Below are 14,917 nucleotides of genomic sequence, written 5' to 3' on the forward strand. Positions count from 1 at the left end.
ATAAAAACGACCTTTCGAGCTAAAAACCATGTCCCAACCGTCGTCGCAACATCAGTTTGTCGAGAATCACACGGTCGATTACGTTCCACCTGCCGAGCGCCATGGGAAGGCGCGCGACCTGTTTACCCTCTGGTTCAGCACCAACATTGCGCCACTGCCCATCGTCACCGGCGCCATGGTGATCCAGGTGTTCCACCTGAACCTGTTGTGGGGGCTGATCGCCATCGTCATGGGGCACTTGCTGGGAGGCGTGGTGATTGCCCTGGCCTCTGCACAGGGGCCGCAGCTGGGCATCCCGCAGATGGTGCAGAGCCGGGGCCAGTTCGGGCGCTACGGCGCGCTGCTGATCGTTTTCTTCACCGCGCTGATCTACGTGGGCTTCTTCATTTCCAACATCGTGCTGGCAGGCAAGACCATCCACGGCATCGCACCCACGGTCCCCATGCCCGGCGCGATCGTGATCGGCGCCTTGAGCGCCACTGCCATCGGCGTCGTGGGCTACCGTTTCATCCACATTCTGAACCGCATCGGCACCTGGGTGATGGGCTCTGCGTTGCTGGCTGGGTTCATCATGATGTTCATGCAGGTACTGCCGGGCGACTTCTTCAGCCGTGGTGCCTTCAACCTGTCCGGGTTCATCGCCACCGTGTCGCTGGGCACGATCTGGCAGATCAGCTTCTCGCCGTACACCTCCGACTATTCGCGCTACTTGCCGCGTGAGGTGGGGATCGCCCGTCCATTCTGGGCGACCTACTTCGGCGCCACCTTGGGCACCATCCTGTGCTTCAGCTTCGGGGCAGTGGCCGTGCTGTGCGTGCCCGAAGGCACCGATGCCATGGATGCCGTCAAACAGGCCACCGGCTGGCTCGGGCCGATCCTGATGGTGCTGTTCCTGCTCAACATCATCAGTCATAACGCCCTGAACCTGTACGGCGCCGTGCTTTCGATCGTGACGGCAATCCAGACATTCTTTGCCCAGTGGACGCCGAGCATCAAGGTGCGTGTGGTGCTGGCCAGCGTCATCCTCGTGGCCTGCGCACTGGTGGCGCTCAATGCTTCGGCCGACTTCATCGGCCAGTTCATCGGGCTGATCCTGGCGCTTCTGCTGGTGCTGGTACCCTGGGCATCGATCAACCTGGTCGACTTCTACTTGATCAAGAAAGGCCAGTACGACATCGCCTCGATCTTCAGCGCCGATGGCGGCATCTATGGCCGTTTCAACCACCACGCGATCATTGCCTATGCCTGCGGCATCCTGGTGCAATTGCCATTCGCCAACACGGCGCTGTATGTCGGCCCATACTCGAACATCGTCGAAGGGGCCGATCTGTCGTGGCTGTTCGGTTTGTTGGTAACGGTGCCGCTGTACTACTGCCTGGCAACCCGTGGCAAGGCAGCGCAGAACGTGGGGCGGGTGGTCAGCGTCAGCAAGTGAGCCAGTGGCCTCACGTTGAGGGGCCGCTGGTCGGCCCCTCTCTGAGGATTACACCTTGAATTGCGCAACCATGGCATTGAGGTCTACCGCCAGGCGTGACAGATCCTGCGCTGCTGCGCTGGTCTGGTTGGCCCCGGCCGAGGTCTGCATTGACAGATCACGGATGTTGACCAGGTTGCGATCCACTTCTCGGGCCACCTGAGCCTGCTCCTCCGAGGCGCTTGCGATCACCAGGTTACGCTGGTTGATCGAGGCGATGGCTTCGGCGATGACCTCAAGCGCGCGCCCTGCACCTTGGGCCACCTCCAACGTACCGGCCGCCCGACCCTGACTGCTGGACATCGCCGTCACGGCGCGTTCGGTGCCGTTCTGGATGCCCGCGATCATCTGTTCGATTTCCGCAGTCGATTGTTGAGTGCGATGGGCGAGGGCGCGCACTTCGTCGGCCACCACCGCGAACCCTCGGCCCGCTTCACCTGCCCGCGCCGCTTCGATGGCGGCGTTGAGTGCCAGGAGATTGGTCTGCCCTGCGATAGCGCCGATCACGTCCAGCACCCGGGTAATTTCACTGGCGCTGTTGGCCAGCTGCTGCACCTGCGCCGAAGTGCCGGTAACTTCGGCTACCAACTGCTCGATGGATTGCAATGCCTGGTTGACCTGGTCACGGCCGTCGCGGGTCGTGCGGTCTGCGTCTTTGGAAGCATCGGCCGTGCTCACGGCATTGCTGGCAACTTCTTCCACGGCGACGGTCATCTGGTTGACGGCCGTGGCAGCCTGGTCGATTTCGGCGCTTTGCTGGTGCAGGCCACGGCTGGTGTCTTCGGTCACGGTGTGCAGCTCTTCGGAGGCCGATGCCAGTTGGTCCGACGAGGCCGCAATGCGGGCAATGGTCTGGCGCAGGTTGGCTTGCATTCGGGCCAAGGCCTGCAGCAGCAAGGCGGGCTCGTCGCGGCCCTCAGCCTGGATGGGCTGGGTCAGGTCACCGGCCGCCACGCGCTCTGCGGCGGTAACGGCTTGGGCTAGCGGCACGATGATGCTGCGTGTGAGCAGGTAGGCGATCATCACCAGTGCCAGCAGGATCACAACCAGTGCCGTGATAATGGCCACCAATGCCTCATCGGCCACGTCGCTGCTCAGTTGGGATGCAGCTTCTGCGCCTTTGGCGTTGAAGGCGATGAGTGTGGACATGGCTTGCATCATCGTTTCGGCACGTGCCGTCAGCGGGCCGTTGATCAGCTGGCGAGCCCTGTCCATGCGCCCGGCCGAAAGCTCGGCCAGGACCGTTTCCTGGAGCTCATGGTAGTGCTGATAGGCGCTGCGAGCGGTTTCGAACAGCCCGCGGTCTTCGTTGGACACGATGGTGGCCACATAGGCCTCGAAGCCTTCATCCAATTCGCGTTCGATACTCTGGATCGTACTCAGGTAGCGGGTGCGCTCGCTGGCATTCTCTTCCAATGCACTGCGCAGGGTGAGGGCGCGAGTACGGCCCAGGTTGCTGTTGATTGCACTGAGCGACATGACGGTGGGCATCCAGGTCAGGCGGATTTCATCCGTGGACTCATCCATCTGCTGTGTTTCATACAGGGCGACCAGTCCCATGGTCAGGATCAGCATGCCCAACAAGGCAAACACGCAGGCTGCGCGAATGCCGATCTTCATGTTCCTGAAATGCATCGAAAGCTCCTAAGGATGGCGTGCAGGGGGCGAGGCGCGTTGGCGCAAGCCCTTCGGGACGGCGCCAGGCTCTAGAGATGCTAAGGGGCGGGAGGGAGAGTGCGGTGGACTTGAATGCGCGGATGATGACATAAAGCCATTATTGTAGGACAGTCATGCAATGTAACGAGATGAGAGTGCGGATGCCCCTGCACTGGGTTCTTGAATTGGCCTCTCACCGTCCACTTTGCTGACGCCGATACGCCCCCGGTTGCACGCCTACGGCCTTGGCGAAGGCACGTGTGAACGCCGCTACCGATTGATACCCCGCCTGAGCACCTACCTGTTCGACCGTATGGCCGGCGCGCAGCAACTGGCTGGCATGGCGCATGCGCAGTGCCAACAGCACTTGGCCGGGTGACTGCCCGGCCAGCTCGCTGAAACGCTTGAAGAACGCCGACCGCGACAAACCCGTGCACGCCGCCATGCGTTCCAGCGTCCAGATGGCCCCAGGCGCCTTGATCAACTGTTCGAGCAAGTCCGCAAACACTGGCTGGCGGGCAAGGGCGATCAGCCCACCCAGCGGCTGAGCGCCATGCACCTGTTGGCGCAGGGCATACAGGAACAACAGGTGCGTCAGTCGCTCCAGCAAGACTTGAGAGGGCCCGTTGGCGCGCCGGCATTCTTCCAGAATCAGATCGAACAAGGCGCGTGCAGCGCTACCTGCGGGATCCTCGGCGCGCAGGATGATCAGATCGGACATTGCGTCGATGATCAGCGCCGAAAGGCCGCTGCTGAAATGGAAGAACCCACAGACCAGGCCCACCCCATCGCTCGCCTCGGCATCAAGGGGCTGCATGGGCTGGCGCGGTTGGGCGCAGGCCTGCGCGGCATCGGCTTCGCTGGCAAGCCGGTAGCTCACATCACGCAGCAGGAACACGGCATCGCCGCGCTCCAGGCGCACCGGCTGCTCGAGGGTCTCTGCGTGCAGCCAACAGCCGCCTTGCACGACCAGGTGAAAACTGGCGTGGCCCATGCCGTGGGTGCTGGCGTGCCAGCCTCCACAGTAACGGCCGACATGAAACAGGCTGGCGTCTAGCTCGAGGCTTTCTAATAACCGCTCGACGAGATGGCTGGACGAAATCATCTAAAGCAAACACTCAGGAGCAAGTAAAAACGACTGATGAATATGGAGCGTACTTCTTATAACCAACAGACTGTACTGATACACGGCAAAGGAGAGTACCCCATGTCCTCGCGCATTACCCTACACGACCTGCAGACCGCACCAGAGGCGGCCAAGCCGTTCCTCGAAAACGCCCAGAAGAACTCGGGCTTCATCCCCAACCTGCTGCGTGTCCTGGCCAACGCCCCAGCCGCGCTGGAAACCTATGTCACCGTTTCGGCGTTGAACGGCAAGTCCGAGCTGACCTTGGCCGAGCGCGAAGTGGTGCAGTTGATCGCCGCCACCCAGCACGGTTGCGACTTCTGCGTGGCGGGCCACACGGCGGTGGCCCTGAACAAAGCCAAGCTGCCCCACGAAGTGGTCGACGCCCTGCGCGCGCGCGGCGAGCTTCCCGACGCGCGATACGAAACCCTGGCGGCGTTTGCCCGCGAAGTCATCGCCACCCGCGGCGATGTGAGCCCGGCCACTTATCAGGCTTTTCGCGACGCGGGCTTCACCGAGGGCAATGCGCTGGAAGTGATTCTGGGTGTCAGCCTCGCAACCCTGTGCAACTTTGCTAATGTGTTCGCCCAGACGCCGCTCAACGATGAGCTGGGTAAGTATCGCTGGCAACAGCCGTCTGCGTAGGACGCAGGCAACCCGCCGCACTGCGGTCGGTACTGGAACGGCCATTGGCCGTGAACGGGTCGCCAGGCGCCCGCGGCGTTTCAAAAGGAGCAAGAAAACATGCAAGAGTGCGCATTTCGACAGTGGCTGGATGCCAATGCCGAAGCCATCGACCGTGGCCAGTGCGAGCCGCAACAGGTGCTGTCCCAGATAGCGCAGTCGCAATTGCCGCGCGTTGGCATCGACCCTGCCCTGGGCGGTTCAGGTGGCCAGATCACCGACGCGGTGGAGGCCATCGCAACCATTGCCAGCCGTTCACTGGCCACGGCCTTCGTGTGCTGGGGGCAGCGGGCCTTCATCGAATACCTGCTGCAGAGCCCCAATACCGGGCTGCGCGAACGGCTGCTGCCTGCGCTGTTGAGCGGTGAGCTGGCCGGCGCCACGGGCTTGTCCAACGCCATGAAGTTTCTTTCGGGTATCGAGACGCTACAGGTGCGCGGTCGGCCCCAGGAGGATGGCTGGGATTTGGAAGGGCGGTTGCACTGGGTGACCAACCTGCGCAAGAGCGGCTTCGTTGTAGCCGCTGCCATCGAGGATGACGCCGGTGGCGCCCCCTTCGTGCTGGCCATTCCGTCCGATGCACAAGGTCTTGAGCGCTCTGACGACCTGCAACTGATGGGCTTGCAGTCGAGTAACACCGCTGCGCTGGCCTTCCACCAGGTGCAATTGTCGCGTGACTGGTTGCTGCACGACAACGCCCGCCAATTCCTGCCCCGTGTCCGGCCGGCTTTCCTGGGGCTGCAGTGCGGCATGGCCATCGGCCTGGCGCGCAGGGCGCTGGAAGAAGTCCAGGGTCACCTGCACGGGCGCGCTTCGTTCCTGGATGAAGCCAGGCAGGTACTCAGTGCTCGCCTGGAGAACACCGTGAGTGAGCTCAAGCAAGGGCTGCTCGATGAGCGCTTCAGGGAGCAGCCGGCAGCGCTGTTCAAATTGCGCATCACCCTGGCCGAGTGCGCCGCCGATGCCGTGCAGCTTGAGCTACAGGCCAGCGGCGGCAAAGCTTACCTGTGCGAATATGGCGAAGGCTTCGCGCGGCGCTGGCGTGAGTCAGCCTTCGTGCCCATCGTCACGCCCAGCCTGGTGCAACTGCGCGCTGAACTTCATCGCCAGGCAGCATCGGCATGACCCACGTTGTGCTACAAGCCAAGGACATCAGCCTGGGCTACCCCCGTGCCGAGGGCTGGCAGCAGGTACTGGCCCGGTTCGACCTGCAACTGGCCCCAGGCGAGGTGGTGAGCATCCTGGGCCCCAGCGGTGTCGGCAAGTCCAGCCTGCTGCGCGTGCTTGCGGGCCTTCAGCAACCCCAAGGCGGGCACGTAATGTTGCACGGCCAGCCGCTGCAGGGCCCGCATCCGCGCCTGGCGGTGGCCTTTCAGGACCCAAGCCTGCTGCCTTGGCTGAGCCTGGAGAAGAATGTCGCCTTCGGCCTGGACTTCGCCCGCCAGCCAACGCTTGCCGCAGACGAGCGTCGGGCACGCGTCGACCATGCCATTGCTGCCGTAGGCCTGGACCATGCACGCAACCAGTATCCGGCCCAGCTCTCCGGCGGCATGGCCCAGCGCACGGCATTGGCCCGTTGCCTGGCGCGCCAGCCAGAAGTGCTGCTGCTCGACGAGCCGTTCGGCGCGCTGGACGAGGTGACCCGCGCCGACATGCAGCAACTGCTGCTGCAATTGATCGCCACGCACAACACCGCGGCGGTCCTGATTACACATGACATCGACGAAGCCCTGCTGTTGTCCGACCGCGTATTGCTACTGGGCGACCACCCAGCGCACACGCTCGGGCAATGGCTCGTCGACCTGCCGCAACCCCGGACGCAGCAGGTCGAGGCATTGGGCGCCTTGCGCATCGAGATTCTCAAAACCCTTCGGCGGGGAAGCCGCACAGTCGAACCCCAACCCACCCCCTTGCCCTCGGAGGCTGTCCATGTGCATGGATGACTGCTGCGCCGCTTCTTCGCGTCGCGATTTTCTCAAGATGAGCGCACTGCTGACCGCAGCGGGCGCATTGCCGCTGCTGTCCAGCTTGCAGGCACGCGCCGCCGCCGAACCCGATGCGCCTGTGCGCATCGGTTATCTGCCCATCACCGATGCCACCCCGTTGCTGGTGGCGCACAACAATGGCCTGTTCGAGGCCGAAGGCGTCAAGGCCGAACGGCCGGTCTTGCTGCGCAGTTGGGCACAGGTGATCGAAGCGTTCATTTCCGGGCAGGTCAACGTCATCCATCTGTTGTCCCCGATGACGGTATGGGCGCGTTACGCAAGCAAGGTGCCGGCCAAAGTGGTGGCCTGGAACCATGTGGGCGGCTCGGGGCTGACGGTGGCGCCAGATATTACCGACATGAAACAGCTCGGTGGCAAGACCGTGGCCATTCCGTTCTGGTATTCGATTCATAACGTTGTGCTGCAACAGATGCTCGCGGACAGTGGCCTGACCGCCGTGTCCAAACCCGCCACAGCAGCGCTTGCCGCCAACGAAGTGAACCTGCTGGTGCTGCCTCCCTCGGACATGCCCCCGGCCCTGGCCAGCAAGCGCATCGCCGGCTACATCGTCGCCGAACCGTTCAACGCCTTGGCCGAAAACCTCAAGGTCGGGCGCGTGCAGCGCTTCACCGGGGACGTCTGGCGCAACCACGCCTGCTGCGTGGTGTTCATGCATGAACACGACCTGAACAACCGGCCGGACTGGTCGCAGAAGGTGGTCAACGCCATCGTCAAGGCCCAGCAATGGACCCGCGAGCACCGGGCCGAGGCGGCTGCTTTGCTGTCCAAGGCAGGCCCTAACAAGTACACCCCACACGACCCCGCGGTGTTGACCAGAGTGCTGGCACCTGCTGCCAGCGACCGTGCCGACTACATCGCCACCGGTGCCATACAACACCAGCAGTGGGATGAGAAACGCATCGACTTCCAGCCTTATCCGTACCCCAGCTACACCCAGGAGCTCGTCACACGGCTCAAGCGCACCTTGATCGAAGGCAACAACGCGTTTCTCGCCGACCTGGACCCGGCACACGTGGCCGGTGACCTGGTAGACGACCGTTTTGTGCGCAATGCCATCGCCAGCGTCGGGGGGCCTTCGGTCTTCGGTATTGCCGACACCTTCGAGCGCAGCGAGGAGTTCGCGGTCTGATGCGCAAGCATGTGGTGCATGCCAGCCTGGGGCTGGCCGGGTTGCTGGGGTTGCTGCTGGTCTGGTGGGCAGGGGTGGCAGCCTTCGGCCAGCCCGATGGCCTGTCGGCACGCTTCTCGCCCTCGGCCACCTTTACCAGCCTGATCGAGCTGCTTGGGCAAGGCGAGGTGTACGGACATATCTGGGTCAGCCTCAAACGCATCCTGATCGGTTTGCTGCTGGCGCTGCTGATCGGTGTGCCCCTTGGGCTGCTGGTGGGCAGCTACCGGCACCTGGAGGCGGCGACTACCCCTGCGTTCCAGTTCCTGCGCATGATCTCGCCGCTGTCGTGGATGCCGGTCGTGGTGATGCTGATGGGGGTGGGCGATCAGCCCATCTACTTCCTGCTGGCGTTCGCTGCGCTGTGGCCGATCCTGCTCAATACCGCTGCCGGGGTGCGGCAACTGGACCCGCGCTGGCTGCAGCTCAGCCGAAGCCTGAGCGCCACCCGTTGGGAAACCCTGTGCAAGGTGATTGTCCCCGGCGTGATCGGGCACGTGCTCACAGGGGTACGGCTGGCCATCGGCATTTTGTGGATCGTGCTGGTGCCCTGCGAGATGCTCGGGGTGAGCGCAGGCTTGGGATACTTCATTCTCGATACACGCGACCGCCTGGCCTATTCCGAGCTGATGGCCATGGTGCTGCTGATCGGGGTGCTGGGCTTTGCCCTGGATGCGCTGGCCCGCGGCCTGCATCGACGTTGGGTGCATGCCTGAGTGCGGACGACCTGCGCCTTGTCACGGGCGCAGGAGCAGGGGAATCAATGTACCGTCAGGCGTTGCTGCACGCAGGCCTGGGCCTGAAGGGCTAGCTCATCCAGACGCTCGTCCCGACGCTGTTCGGCCTCAATCATGGCGTCTTCGCCGTGCTGGTTCAGCAGATAGGTGTGGATTTGCATGACTTCGGTCGTCTGGTAGATAGGCGCGATGTCCAAGCGCCCGATCAGGGCATCACCGCCTTGACCGGTACTGCTCATCAGTACCTGTGGGCCGTTGGCCGAGACCGCTTGCATGCCCATGACTTCGAACCACGGCACCTGGTGGGCAAAGGCATTCAGTTCAATGTAGCGGTACTGAGCCTGCAGGTCGGCCAGCAAGGCGCGCGCGATCCCCTGGCGGCGGTGCGTGGGCGCTACAGCGAGATATGCCAGGGCACAGGCCTGGTCGTCGTTGTCGGCTGGCAATGCCAGAGCAAAGCCCAGTAACTGGTCCGGGGCATCGGCATCGAGTGCCAGAGTCAGGGCAACGCGCAGCCCGCGGGTACCATCGAGTGCTTGCAGATACTGGTGCACCTCCATGCCTACACCGTACTGGTACAAGGGGTACAACGGGTTATCAGGCGTAATGGCGACACTGCTCAGCTCACCCACTTCGTGGATGACCAGTTCACGGATCTGGTTCTGGAACGACTCGGGTGGCACGCTGGACAGGCGGCTCAGGATGTACATCGGCAAACAGGCTCCGGCGAATGGAATACAGCCCGCAACATGAGTGCGCGGGCTGTACAGTCTACCCGTTTTTGCCGTTATCGCCGTGGGCGCGCATGGCGTCGATCATCAAGTCCAGGTTCTGCACGGCAGCCCCGGCAGCCCCTTTGCCCAGGTTATCGAAGACGGCGGTCAACAGCACTTGGCCTTGCGAGGGGTTGGCGTACAGGCCCAGGCGCAGATCATCGGTCCCGTTGAGCGCCTGCGGATCGAGGCGCTCGGCTGTGCCCTGGGTTTGCAGCGGCATCACCTTCACGTGGCGGGCGCCTTGGTAGTGCTGCTCCAGACACGCCTGCAACTGCTGCGCGCTGACCTGGCTGGGCAGCAAGCGCAGGTGCAGGGCGATGCTGAGGACGATGCCCTGGCGGTAGGCGCCGTAGGCGGGCATGAACATGGGGCGGGCAGATAGACCGGCGTGGGCCTGAATCTCGGGCACATGCTTGTGCGCCAGGTCCAGCCCGTACATGAGCAAGGCCGAGGCGGCGCTACCGTCCTGCTGCTCGTGCCGCTGCACCGCTGCGCGCCCGCCGCCGGAATAGCCCGAGATGGCATGGATGGCCAGCGGGTAGTCGGCAGGTATCAAGCCTGCCGCGATCAGGGGGCCGAGCAATGCGATCGCGCCCGTCGGGTAGCAGCCAGGGTTACTGACCCGGGTACTTTGGCCGATATGCGCAGCCTGGTCCCGATTCAATTCGGCGAAACCGTAGGTCCAACCTGGCGCGGTGCGGTGGGCGGAGCTGGCATCGATCACCCGTACACCGGGGTTGTGGATCGCGCTCACCGCTTCGCGTGCAGCGTCATCGGGCAGGCAAAGTATGGCGATGTCGGCACGGTTGATGGCCTCGCTGCGGTACCTGAGGTCCTTGCGCTGCGTGTCGGCAAGTGTCAGCAGGCGCAGGTCCGTGCGAGCGTGCAGGCGGGCATGGATTTGCAGCCCGGTAGTGCCTTGATCGCCATCGATGAAAACAAGAGGTAGATGCATGTTCACGTGTCCAGGCGGGTAGGTCGGACACCAGAGTCGCTCAAGCTGGGCATAAAGAAAATTTACATTTCATGACGGGCACGTTCAGTTATTCTGAATCTTCCGACGTTTACCTCAAGGAAGCCGTAGCCCTGTGCGTGAAATCAGCCTTGACCGCCTGCGTACGCTGGTGGTGATCAGCCAGCTTGGGTCTTTTGCGGCGGCAGCCCGTCAGCTCAATCTGGCACCCCCCACCATTAGCCTGCATGTGGCCGAGCTGGAGTCGCGGGTGGGCGCCACGCTGCTGACCCGCACACGCGGCCAAGTTCGGCCGACAGTCATCGGCGAAACCCTGCTGGTGCGCGCCAGACGCCTGCTTACCGATGCCGAAATGGCTCTGGATGAGGTGCGCAATCAAGTGCAAGGCCTGACAGGCCGCGTGCGGCTGGGCGCATCAACCGGGGCCATCGCGCACCTGCTGCCCGAGGCGCTTGAGCACCTGCGCAGTGAACACCCTGGCATCGACGTGCAGGTGCAAGTGCTCACTTCACAAGCGTCCCTGGTGCAGCTGCGTGAAGGGCTGCTGGATATTGGCCTGGTAGCGTTGCCACAAGTGGCGGGCAAGGGCCTGGCGGTCACCGCTTGGCGGCGAGACCCCATCCTGGCCTACATGCCGGCTGACTGGCAGCCGCCGGCAGCTGTCACCCCCAAGTGGCTGGCCGAGCGGCCTTTGATTCTCAATGACAGCAGCACGCAATTGTCGCGGGTCTGCACCGAATGGTTCGCAACGGCCGGGCTGCACCCACAGCCGCGCATCGAGTTGAACTACAACGACGCGATCAAGCGCCTAGTGGGCGCTGGGTACGGTGCAACGTTGCTGCCGCAGGAAGGTGAAGCGATGGAGGCGGACCCGCGTCTGGTCTGTCGACCCTTGCGGCCTGGGTTGTGGCGGCAGTTGGGGATCGCCTGCCGGGACGCCAGGCAGGAGAGGGCTACTACCTTTGTGCTCCAGGCACTAGAGCGGCTTGGTCAGTAGTATGGAAAGCGCAGTAGCGGTGAATGCTGGGGATGACGGGTTGAGCATCTACCGGAGCAGGGCTGCGCAGCAGCCCCGGATCTATAGCTCGCCCCGGCCAGGCCGACGAGCCGGCAAGTCCGTTTCGAAACTTAAGAATCTGCCGGTCTGTGCAAGACAGGCAATCCTCAACACAGTCCTAGAACCAGCGATCGTTCTTTTTCCGCCCACGGGTCAAGGCCGGCAGGATGAGGCCCACCAACAAACCGGCCCCTGCGATGCTGCCGCCATACACCATGTAGCGCATCATCACCTGCTTGTTCTCGTCACCCAGGCGCGCTTGAGCGTCGCGAAGGTTCGATTGGCTCTGGTCCAGCTGCTCGTTCAAGTCCTTGTTGCGCGCCTGGAGTTCATCGACCAGTTGCTTGCGCGAATCCAGGGTTTCCTGCATACCCTGCACCCGGTTTTTCCAGCTGTCATCGATGGTCTTCAATTGCCCTGTCAGCTCGGCCACCTGAGCATCGAGCTGAGGCAGGCGCTCATTCTGACCAGGCACTGATTGCAGGTCACTGGAAAGGATCCACACCACATCACCGTTTTGTCCACGAACCTGACTGTAGTTGCCCTGTGTACCGATTAGCGTCAGTGGCTGCCCGGACTTTAGCGTACCGACGATACGGTGGCCGTCGGTCGGGCCACTGCGTACGTAGGTGCTGAGGCTGTCACTGACCCAGCGTGCATCGCTGGCTGGCGCCTCGGCGTGCGCGGGCGTGACAAGCGCCAGCGCGCTGGCAAGCAGACCGCCGCGCAGGGCAGTGAGGGCAAAGGCAGTTGGGCGGGAGTCGGGCATTTTGGGGTCTTCGCTGAAACTGGACAAATGTAGGCCGGTGGATGGGCCGCGAACCGGTCGGGTAGTGAACCGTCAGCGAAAGACCGTTTTTTTGTAAGCTGGTTCACCGCTAGCATCGCGAAAAGTCTTCAACATGTTGCGCAAATGGATGAGCTGCGCAGCAGTGTGCATCAGGTCAATCTGGATGATCGTCCGGCACGCCGACCGTCAATTCGTCAGGCAGGGGCAGTAAGGGCGAGGCCTGCAGGGCCCACCAGGCATTTTTTCTGTACACCGGTGCGAATTGGTAAACCTGCCCGCGGCAGGGCGGTGTACCTGGGTCGAGCAGGTGTCGCCCCTGAAGAAGAAAGCCGACGCCGTTGGCTCCCAGAATGCAGCCAAACGCCTGGTCGGTATCGAACCAGGCGACTCTACCTTGCAGGAGGTCATTCATGCGCGCTGCGCTCATTCGGCTGGGAGGCGCTGACGATATTGCGTCGGTCGCTGGCAATACGAAACTGGCACTTTTACCAGTTTCGCGGGTAGGTATCAGAGCGACCGATCTGCTGACCTCACGATTCGGTCAGCTCCTTGGTTGCAACCGCTTTCACCGAGGCTTTCTTCTCCTGAACGACGATGTAGAACTCTTCGCCATGCTTGACTGCGCCATACAACACGGCCTTTTCGATCAGCTCGGTTCCGCGAAGATGGCGCAGCATCATGGGGTCCTTGCGCAGGTCGCGATAAAGCGCCAGGCACAGCAGCACCATGACCAGTACGAAGGGCAGGGCCACTACGATGGTCAGGTTCTGCAGCCCGGTCAGGGCTTTGTCTGGCGCGCTGGGGTCACCGATGGCCAGCATGATGGCTGCGACCGTGCCGGTGAGCGCTCCCCAGAAAATCACCGTGCGCCGCGAAGGGGAAGTGGTGCCATGTTCGGACAGCGTCCCCATGACCAGTGACGCCGCGTCGGCACCGGAGACGAAGAAGATACCGACCAGGATCATCACCAGGACCGACGTGGCAGAGGCCAACGGGTAACTGGCGAGCAATTGGTACAGCGCATGGTTGCTGTTGACCGCACCATCCGCCAGTACGAAGGCGCCTTCGCGCAAGGCATCGATGGCCGCCCCGCCGAAGATGGTGAACCACACCAGGCTGACCAGGCTCGGCACCAGCAACACCCCGGTGACGAACTGGCGAATGGTGCGCCCCCGGCTGATACGGGCGATGAACATGCCAACGAAAGGCGTCCAGGAAATCCACCACGCCCAATAGAACACCGTCCAGCCGGCCAGCCAGGCGTTCATGGGTTCGCCGCCGCTTGCATTGGTCCGCGCCATCATTTCCGGCAGCATCTTGATGTAGATGCCGATCGATGTCGGCAGCAGGTTCAGCATCAGCAAGGTAGGCCCGACCAGGAACACGAACACGGCGAGCATCAGTGCGAGCACCATGTTGGTATTGGACAGCCACTGGATACCCTTGCCGATGCCCGATACGGCCGAGGTGACGAAGGCAATGGTCAGCACGGTGATCAGTGCGATGTAGAACAGCTTGCCGGGGTGCTCGATCCAGCCGTTGTATTCGAGGCCGCCTGCAATTTGCAGCGCACCAAGCCCCAACGAGGCGGCCGAGCCGAACAGCGTGGCAAAGATTGCCATCATGTCGATCAGACGGCCGAGCGGGCCATTGGCATGCTTGCCGATCAAGGGCCTGAAAGCTGCGGATATCAGTTGGGAGCGGCCGCGCCTGAAGGTGCCGTAAGCGATGGCGAGCCCGACGATGGCATACATCGCCCAAGGGTGCAGCGTCCAGTGAAACAGGGTGGTGGCCATGGCCACCTGCATCGCTTCGCTCGACTGGCCAGTGGTCGAGCCCGGCGGCGGGGAAACGTAGTGCGACAACGGCTCGGCCACGCCGAAGAACATCAGACCGATCCCCATGCCGGCACTGAACATCATCGCCACCCACGACACCGTTCGAAACTCAGGTAGTTCTCCATCCCGGCCCAGCGGTACGCGACCATATCGACTGGCAGCCAGCCACAGCACGAACACGACGAACACAGTGGAGGTCAGTACGAAGAACCAGCCGAAGTTGAGAATGACCCACGACTGCGCACTGGACGCGCTACTGGCCAAATTGACTTGGTTGAGGAAACCCCACAGCACGAACGCGATGGCCAACAGGCTGGTCAAGCCGAATACGACCCAGTCGAGCTTGCCCTCCAGGCGCCGGTCCTGTCGGGCTTCGTCGGTTTTGGAGGGGTCGGTCACGCCAAGATCGGGTGTCTCTGCGGAGTGTTCCTTTGCCATGAAGTGGGAGCCCTGTGTGGCGTGCCTGCTGAAACAGGCTTGTTGTTGTAGAGGCGAGCGCGTGGTGGCGTTCTCGGCAGGGTGGTTTGCCGGGCGATTATCCTGCGCGCCAAATCCCGCTGCCTGTCCCGGTTGCGCCGTGGGGCTTCCATTGCGCGACCTGCTGGTCACTTTTAGTTCTTGGGCGGATGACC

14 protein-coding genes are annotated in these 14,917 nt (G+C 62.8%); 7 read left to right on the top strand and 7 right to left on the bottom strand.

The features are described 5' to 3' along the window. Positions 1 to 28 precede the first annotated feature (28 nt). Complete coding sequence (locus tag B2J77_RS09665) at positions 29 to 1,435, top strand: purine-cytosine permease family protein (protein WP_058638359.1); 1,407 nt, start codon at positions 29 to 31, stop codon at positions 1,433 to 1,435. Positions 1,436 to 1,483: 48 nt separating this feature from the next. Here B2J77_RS09665 and B2J77_RS09670 read toward each other — a convergent pair whose 3' ends face one another. Further along, entirely contained in the window at positions 1,484 to 3,109 is a 1,626-nt protein-coding gene (locus tag B2J77_RS09670) for a methyl-accepting chemotaxis protein (RefSeq protein WP_078478512.1), read from the bottom strand. Between the two features lie 214 nt (positions 3,110 to 3,323). Next, on the bottom strand, positions 3,324 to 4,235 hold the full coding sequence (locus B2J77_RS09675; protein WP_058638357.1) for an AraC family transcriptional regulator: 912 nt from the start codon (positions 4,233 to 4,235) through the stop codon (positions 3,324 to 3,326). A gap of 102 nt (positions 4,236 to 4,337) precedes the next feature. Here B2J77_RS09675 and B2J77_RS09680 point away from each other — a divergent pair, with 102 nt between their 5' ends. From B2J77_RS09680 to B2J77_RS09700, 5 genes are all read left to right on the top strand, one after another. Then, positions 4,338 to 4,901 carry a carboxymuconolactone decarboxylase family protein gene (locus B2J77_RS09680; protein WP_023535132.1) on the top strand — a complete coding sequence of 188 codons (564 nt, stop codon included), beginning with the start codon at positions 4,338 to 4,340 and terminating at the stop codon, positions 4,899 to 4,901. A gap of 99 nt (positions 4,902 to 5,000) precedes the next feature. After that, the gene (locus B2J77_RS09685) at positions 5,001 to 6,065 is read left to right on the top strand and encodes an acyl-CoA dehydrogenase family protein (protein ID WP_078478513.1); all 1,065 of its coding nucleotides are present in this window, start codon (positions 5,001 to 5,003) and stop codon (positions 6,063 to 6,065) included. Next, complete coding sequence (locus B2J77_RS09690) at positions 6,062 to 6,883, top strand: ABC transporter ATP-binding protein (RefSeq protein ID WP_078478514.1); 822 nt, start codon at positions 6,062 to 6,064, stop codon at positions 6,881 to 6,883. The genes B2J77_RS09685 and B2J77_RS09690 overlap by 4 nt, the downstream gene beginning before the upstream one ends. Then, positions 6,870 to 8,075: an ABC transporter substrate-binding protein gene (locus B2J77_RS09695; protein ID WP_078478515.1), complete on the top strand. Its 1,206-nt coding sequence runs from the start codon at positions 6,870 to 6,872 to the stop codon at positions 8,073 to 8,075. The genes B2J77_RS09690 and B2J77_RS09695 overlap by 14 nt, the downstream gene beginning before the upstream one ends. Next, on the top strand, positions 8,075 to 8,830 hold the full coding sequence (locus tag B2J77_RS09700; RefSeq protein WP_058638355.1) for an ABC transporter permease: 756 nt from the start codon (positions 8,075 to 8,077) through the stop codon (positions 8,828 to 8,830). The genes B2J77_RS09695 and B2J77_RS09700 overlap by 1 nt, the downstream gene beginning before the upstream one ends. A 44-nt stretch (positions 8,831 to 8,874) precedes the next feature. On the opposite strand, the gene B2J77_RS09705 is transcribed toward B2J77_RS09700, so the two are convergent. Both B2J77_RS09705 and argC read right to left on the bottom strand, forming a co-directional pair. Then, on the bottom strand, positions 8,875 to 9,561 hold the full coding sequence (locus B2J77_RS09705; RefSeq protein ID WP_078478516.1) for a GNAT family N-acetyltransferase: 687 nt from the start codon (positions 9,559 to 9,561) through the stop codon (positions 8,875 to 8,877). A gap of 61 nt (positions 9,562 to 9,622) precedes the next feature. Further along, complete coding sequence (gene argC / locus B2J77_RS09710; protein WP_058638353.1) at positions 9,623 to 10,582, bottom strand: N-acetyl-gamma-glutamyl-phosphate reductase; 960 nt, start codon at positions 10,580 to 10,582, stop codon at positions 9,623 to 9,625. A gap of 133 nt (positions 10,583 to 10,715) precedes the next feature. Here argC and B2J77_RS09715 point away from each other — a divergent pair, with 133 nt between their 5' ends. Continuing rightward, complete coding sequence (locus B2J77_RS09715) at positions 10,716 to 11,597, top strand: LysR family transcriptional regulator (protein ID WP_078478517.1); 882 nt, start codon at positions 10,716 to 10,718, stop codon at positions 11,595 to 11,597. A 178-nt stretch (positions 11,598 to 11,775) separates the two neighbouring features. Here B2J77_RS09715 and B2J77_RS09720 read toward each other — a convergent pair whose 3' ends face one another. The 3 genes from B2J77_RS09720 to B2J77_RS09730 form a co-directional block, all read right to left on the bottom strand. Continuing rightward, a complete protein-coding gene (locus B2J77_RS09720) occupies positions 11,776 to 12,426 on the bottom strand; it encodes a TIGR04211 family SH3 domain-containing protein (RefSeq protein WP_058638351.1) in 651 nt (216 codons plus the stop codon). A gap of 175 nt (positions 12,427 to 12,601) precedes the next feature. After that, entirely contained in the window at positions 12,602 to 12,859 is a 258-nt protein-coding gene (locus tag B2J77_RS09725) for a hypothetical protein (RefSeq protein ID WP_078478518.1), read from the bottom strand. 118 nt (positions 12,860 to 12,977) lie between these two features. Continuing rightward, entirely contained in the window at positions 12,978 to 14,723 is a 1,746-nt protein-coding gene (locus tag B2J77_RS09730; protein WP_078478519.1) for a BCCT family transporter, read from the bottom strand. Positions 14,724 to 14,917 lie beyond the last annotated feature (194 nt).

It is taken from the genome of Pseudomonas parafulva (assembly GCF_002021815.1).
In the GTDB taxonomy this organism is placed as follows: domain Bacteria; phylum Pseudomonadota; class Gammaproteobacteria; order Pseudomonadales; family Pseudomonadaceae; genus Aquipseudomonas; species Aquipseudomonas parafulva_B.

What these genes read in the sequence shown, in the direction of transcription:
- B2J77_RS09700 (WP_058638355.1), top strand. Translation starts at nt 8,075, where the DNA reads ATGCGCAAGCATGTGGTGCATGCCAGCCTGGGGCTGGCCGGGTTGCTG.
- B2J77_RS09670 (WP_078478512.1), bottom strand. Translation starts at nt 3,109, where the DNA reads ATGCATTTCAGGAACATGAAGATCGGCATTCGCGCAGCCTGCGTGTTT.
- argC (WP_058638353.1), bottom strand. Translation starts at nt 10,582, where the DNA reads ATGCATCTACCTCTTGTTTTCATCGATGGCGATCAAGGCACTACCGGG.
- B2J77_RS09685 (WP_078478513.1), top strand. Translation starts at nt 5,001, where the DNA reads ATGCAAGAGTGCGCATTTCGACAGTGGCTGGATGCCAATGCCGAAGCC.
- B2J77_RS09690 (WP_078478514.1), top strand. Translation starts at nt 6,062, where the DNA reads ATGACCCACGTTGTGCTACAAGCCAAGGACATCAGCCTGGGCTACCCC.
- B2J77_RS09675 (WP_058638357.1), bottom strand. Translation starts at nt 4,235, where the DNA reads ATGATTTCGTCCAGCCATCTCGTCGAGCGGTTATTAGAAAGCCTCGAG.
- B2J77_RS09680 (WP_023535132.1), top strand. Translation starts at nt 4,338, where the DNA reads ATGTCCTCGCGCATTACCCTACACGACCTGCAGACCGCACCAGAGGCG.
- B2J77_RS09725 (WP_078478518.1), bottom strand. Translation starts at nt 12,859, where the DNA reads ATGAATGACCTCCTGCAAGGTAGAGTCGCCTGGTTCGATACCGACCAG.
- B2J77_RS09720 (WP_058638351.1), bottom strand. Translation starts at nt 12,426, where the DNA reads ATGCCCGACTCCCGCCCAACTGCCTTTGCCCTCACTGCCCTGCGCGGC.
- B2J77_RS09695 (WP_078478515.1), top strand. Translation starts at nt 6,870, where the DNA reads ATGTGCATGGATGACTGCTGCGCCGCTTCTTCGCGTCGCGATTTTCTC.
- B2J77_RS09730 (WP_078478519.1), bottom strand. Translation starts at nt 14,723, where the DNA reads ATGGCAAAGGAACACTCCGCAGAGACACCCGATCTTGGCGTGACCGAC.
- B2J77_RS09705 (WP_078478516.1), bottom strand. Translation starts at nt 9,561, where the DNA reads ATGTACATCCTGAGCCGCCTGTCCAGCGTGCCACCCGAGTCGTTCCAG.
- B2J77_RS09665 (WP_058638359.1), top strand. Translation starts at nt 29, where the DNA reads ATGTCCCAACCGTCGTCGCAACATCAGTTTGTCGAGAATCACACGGTC.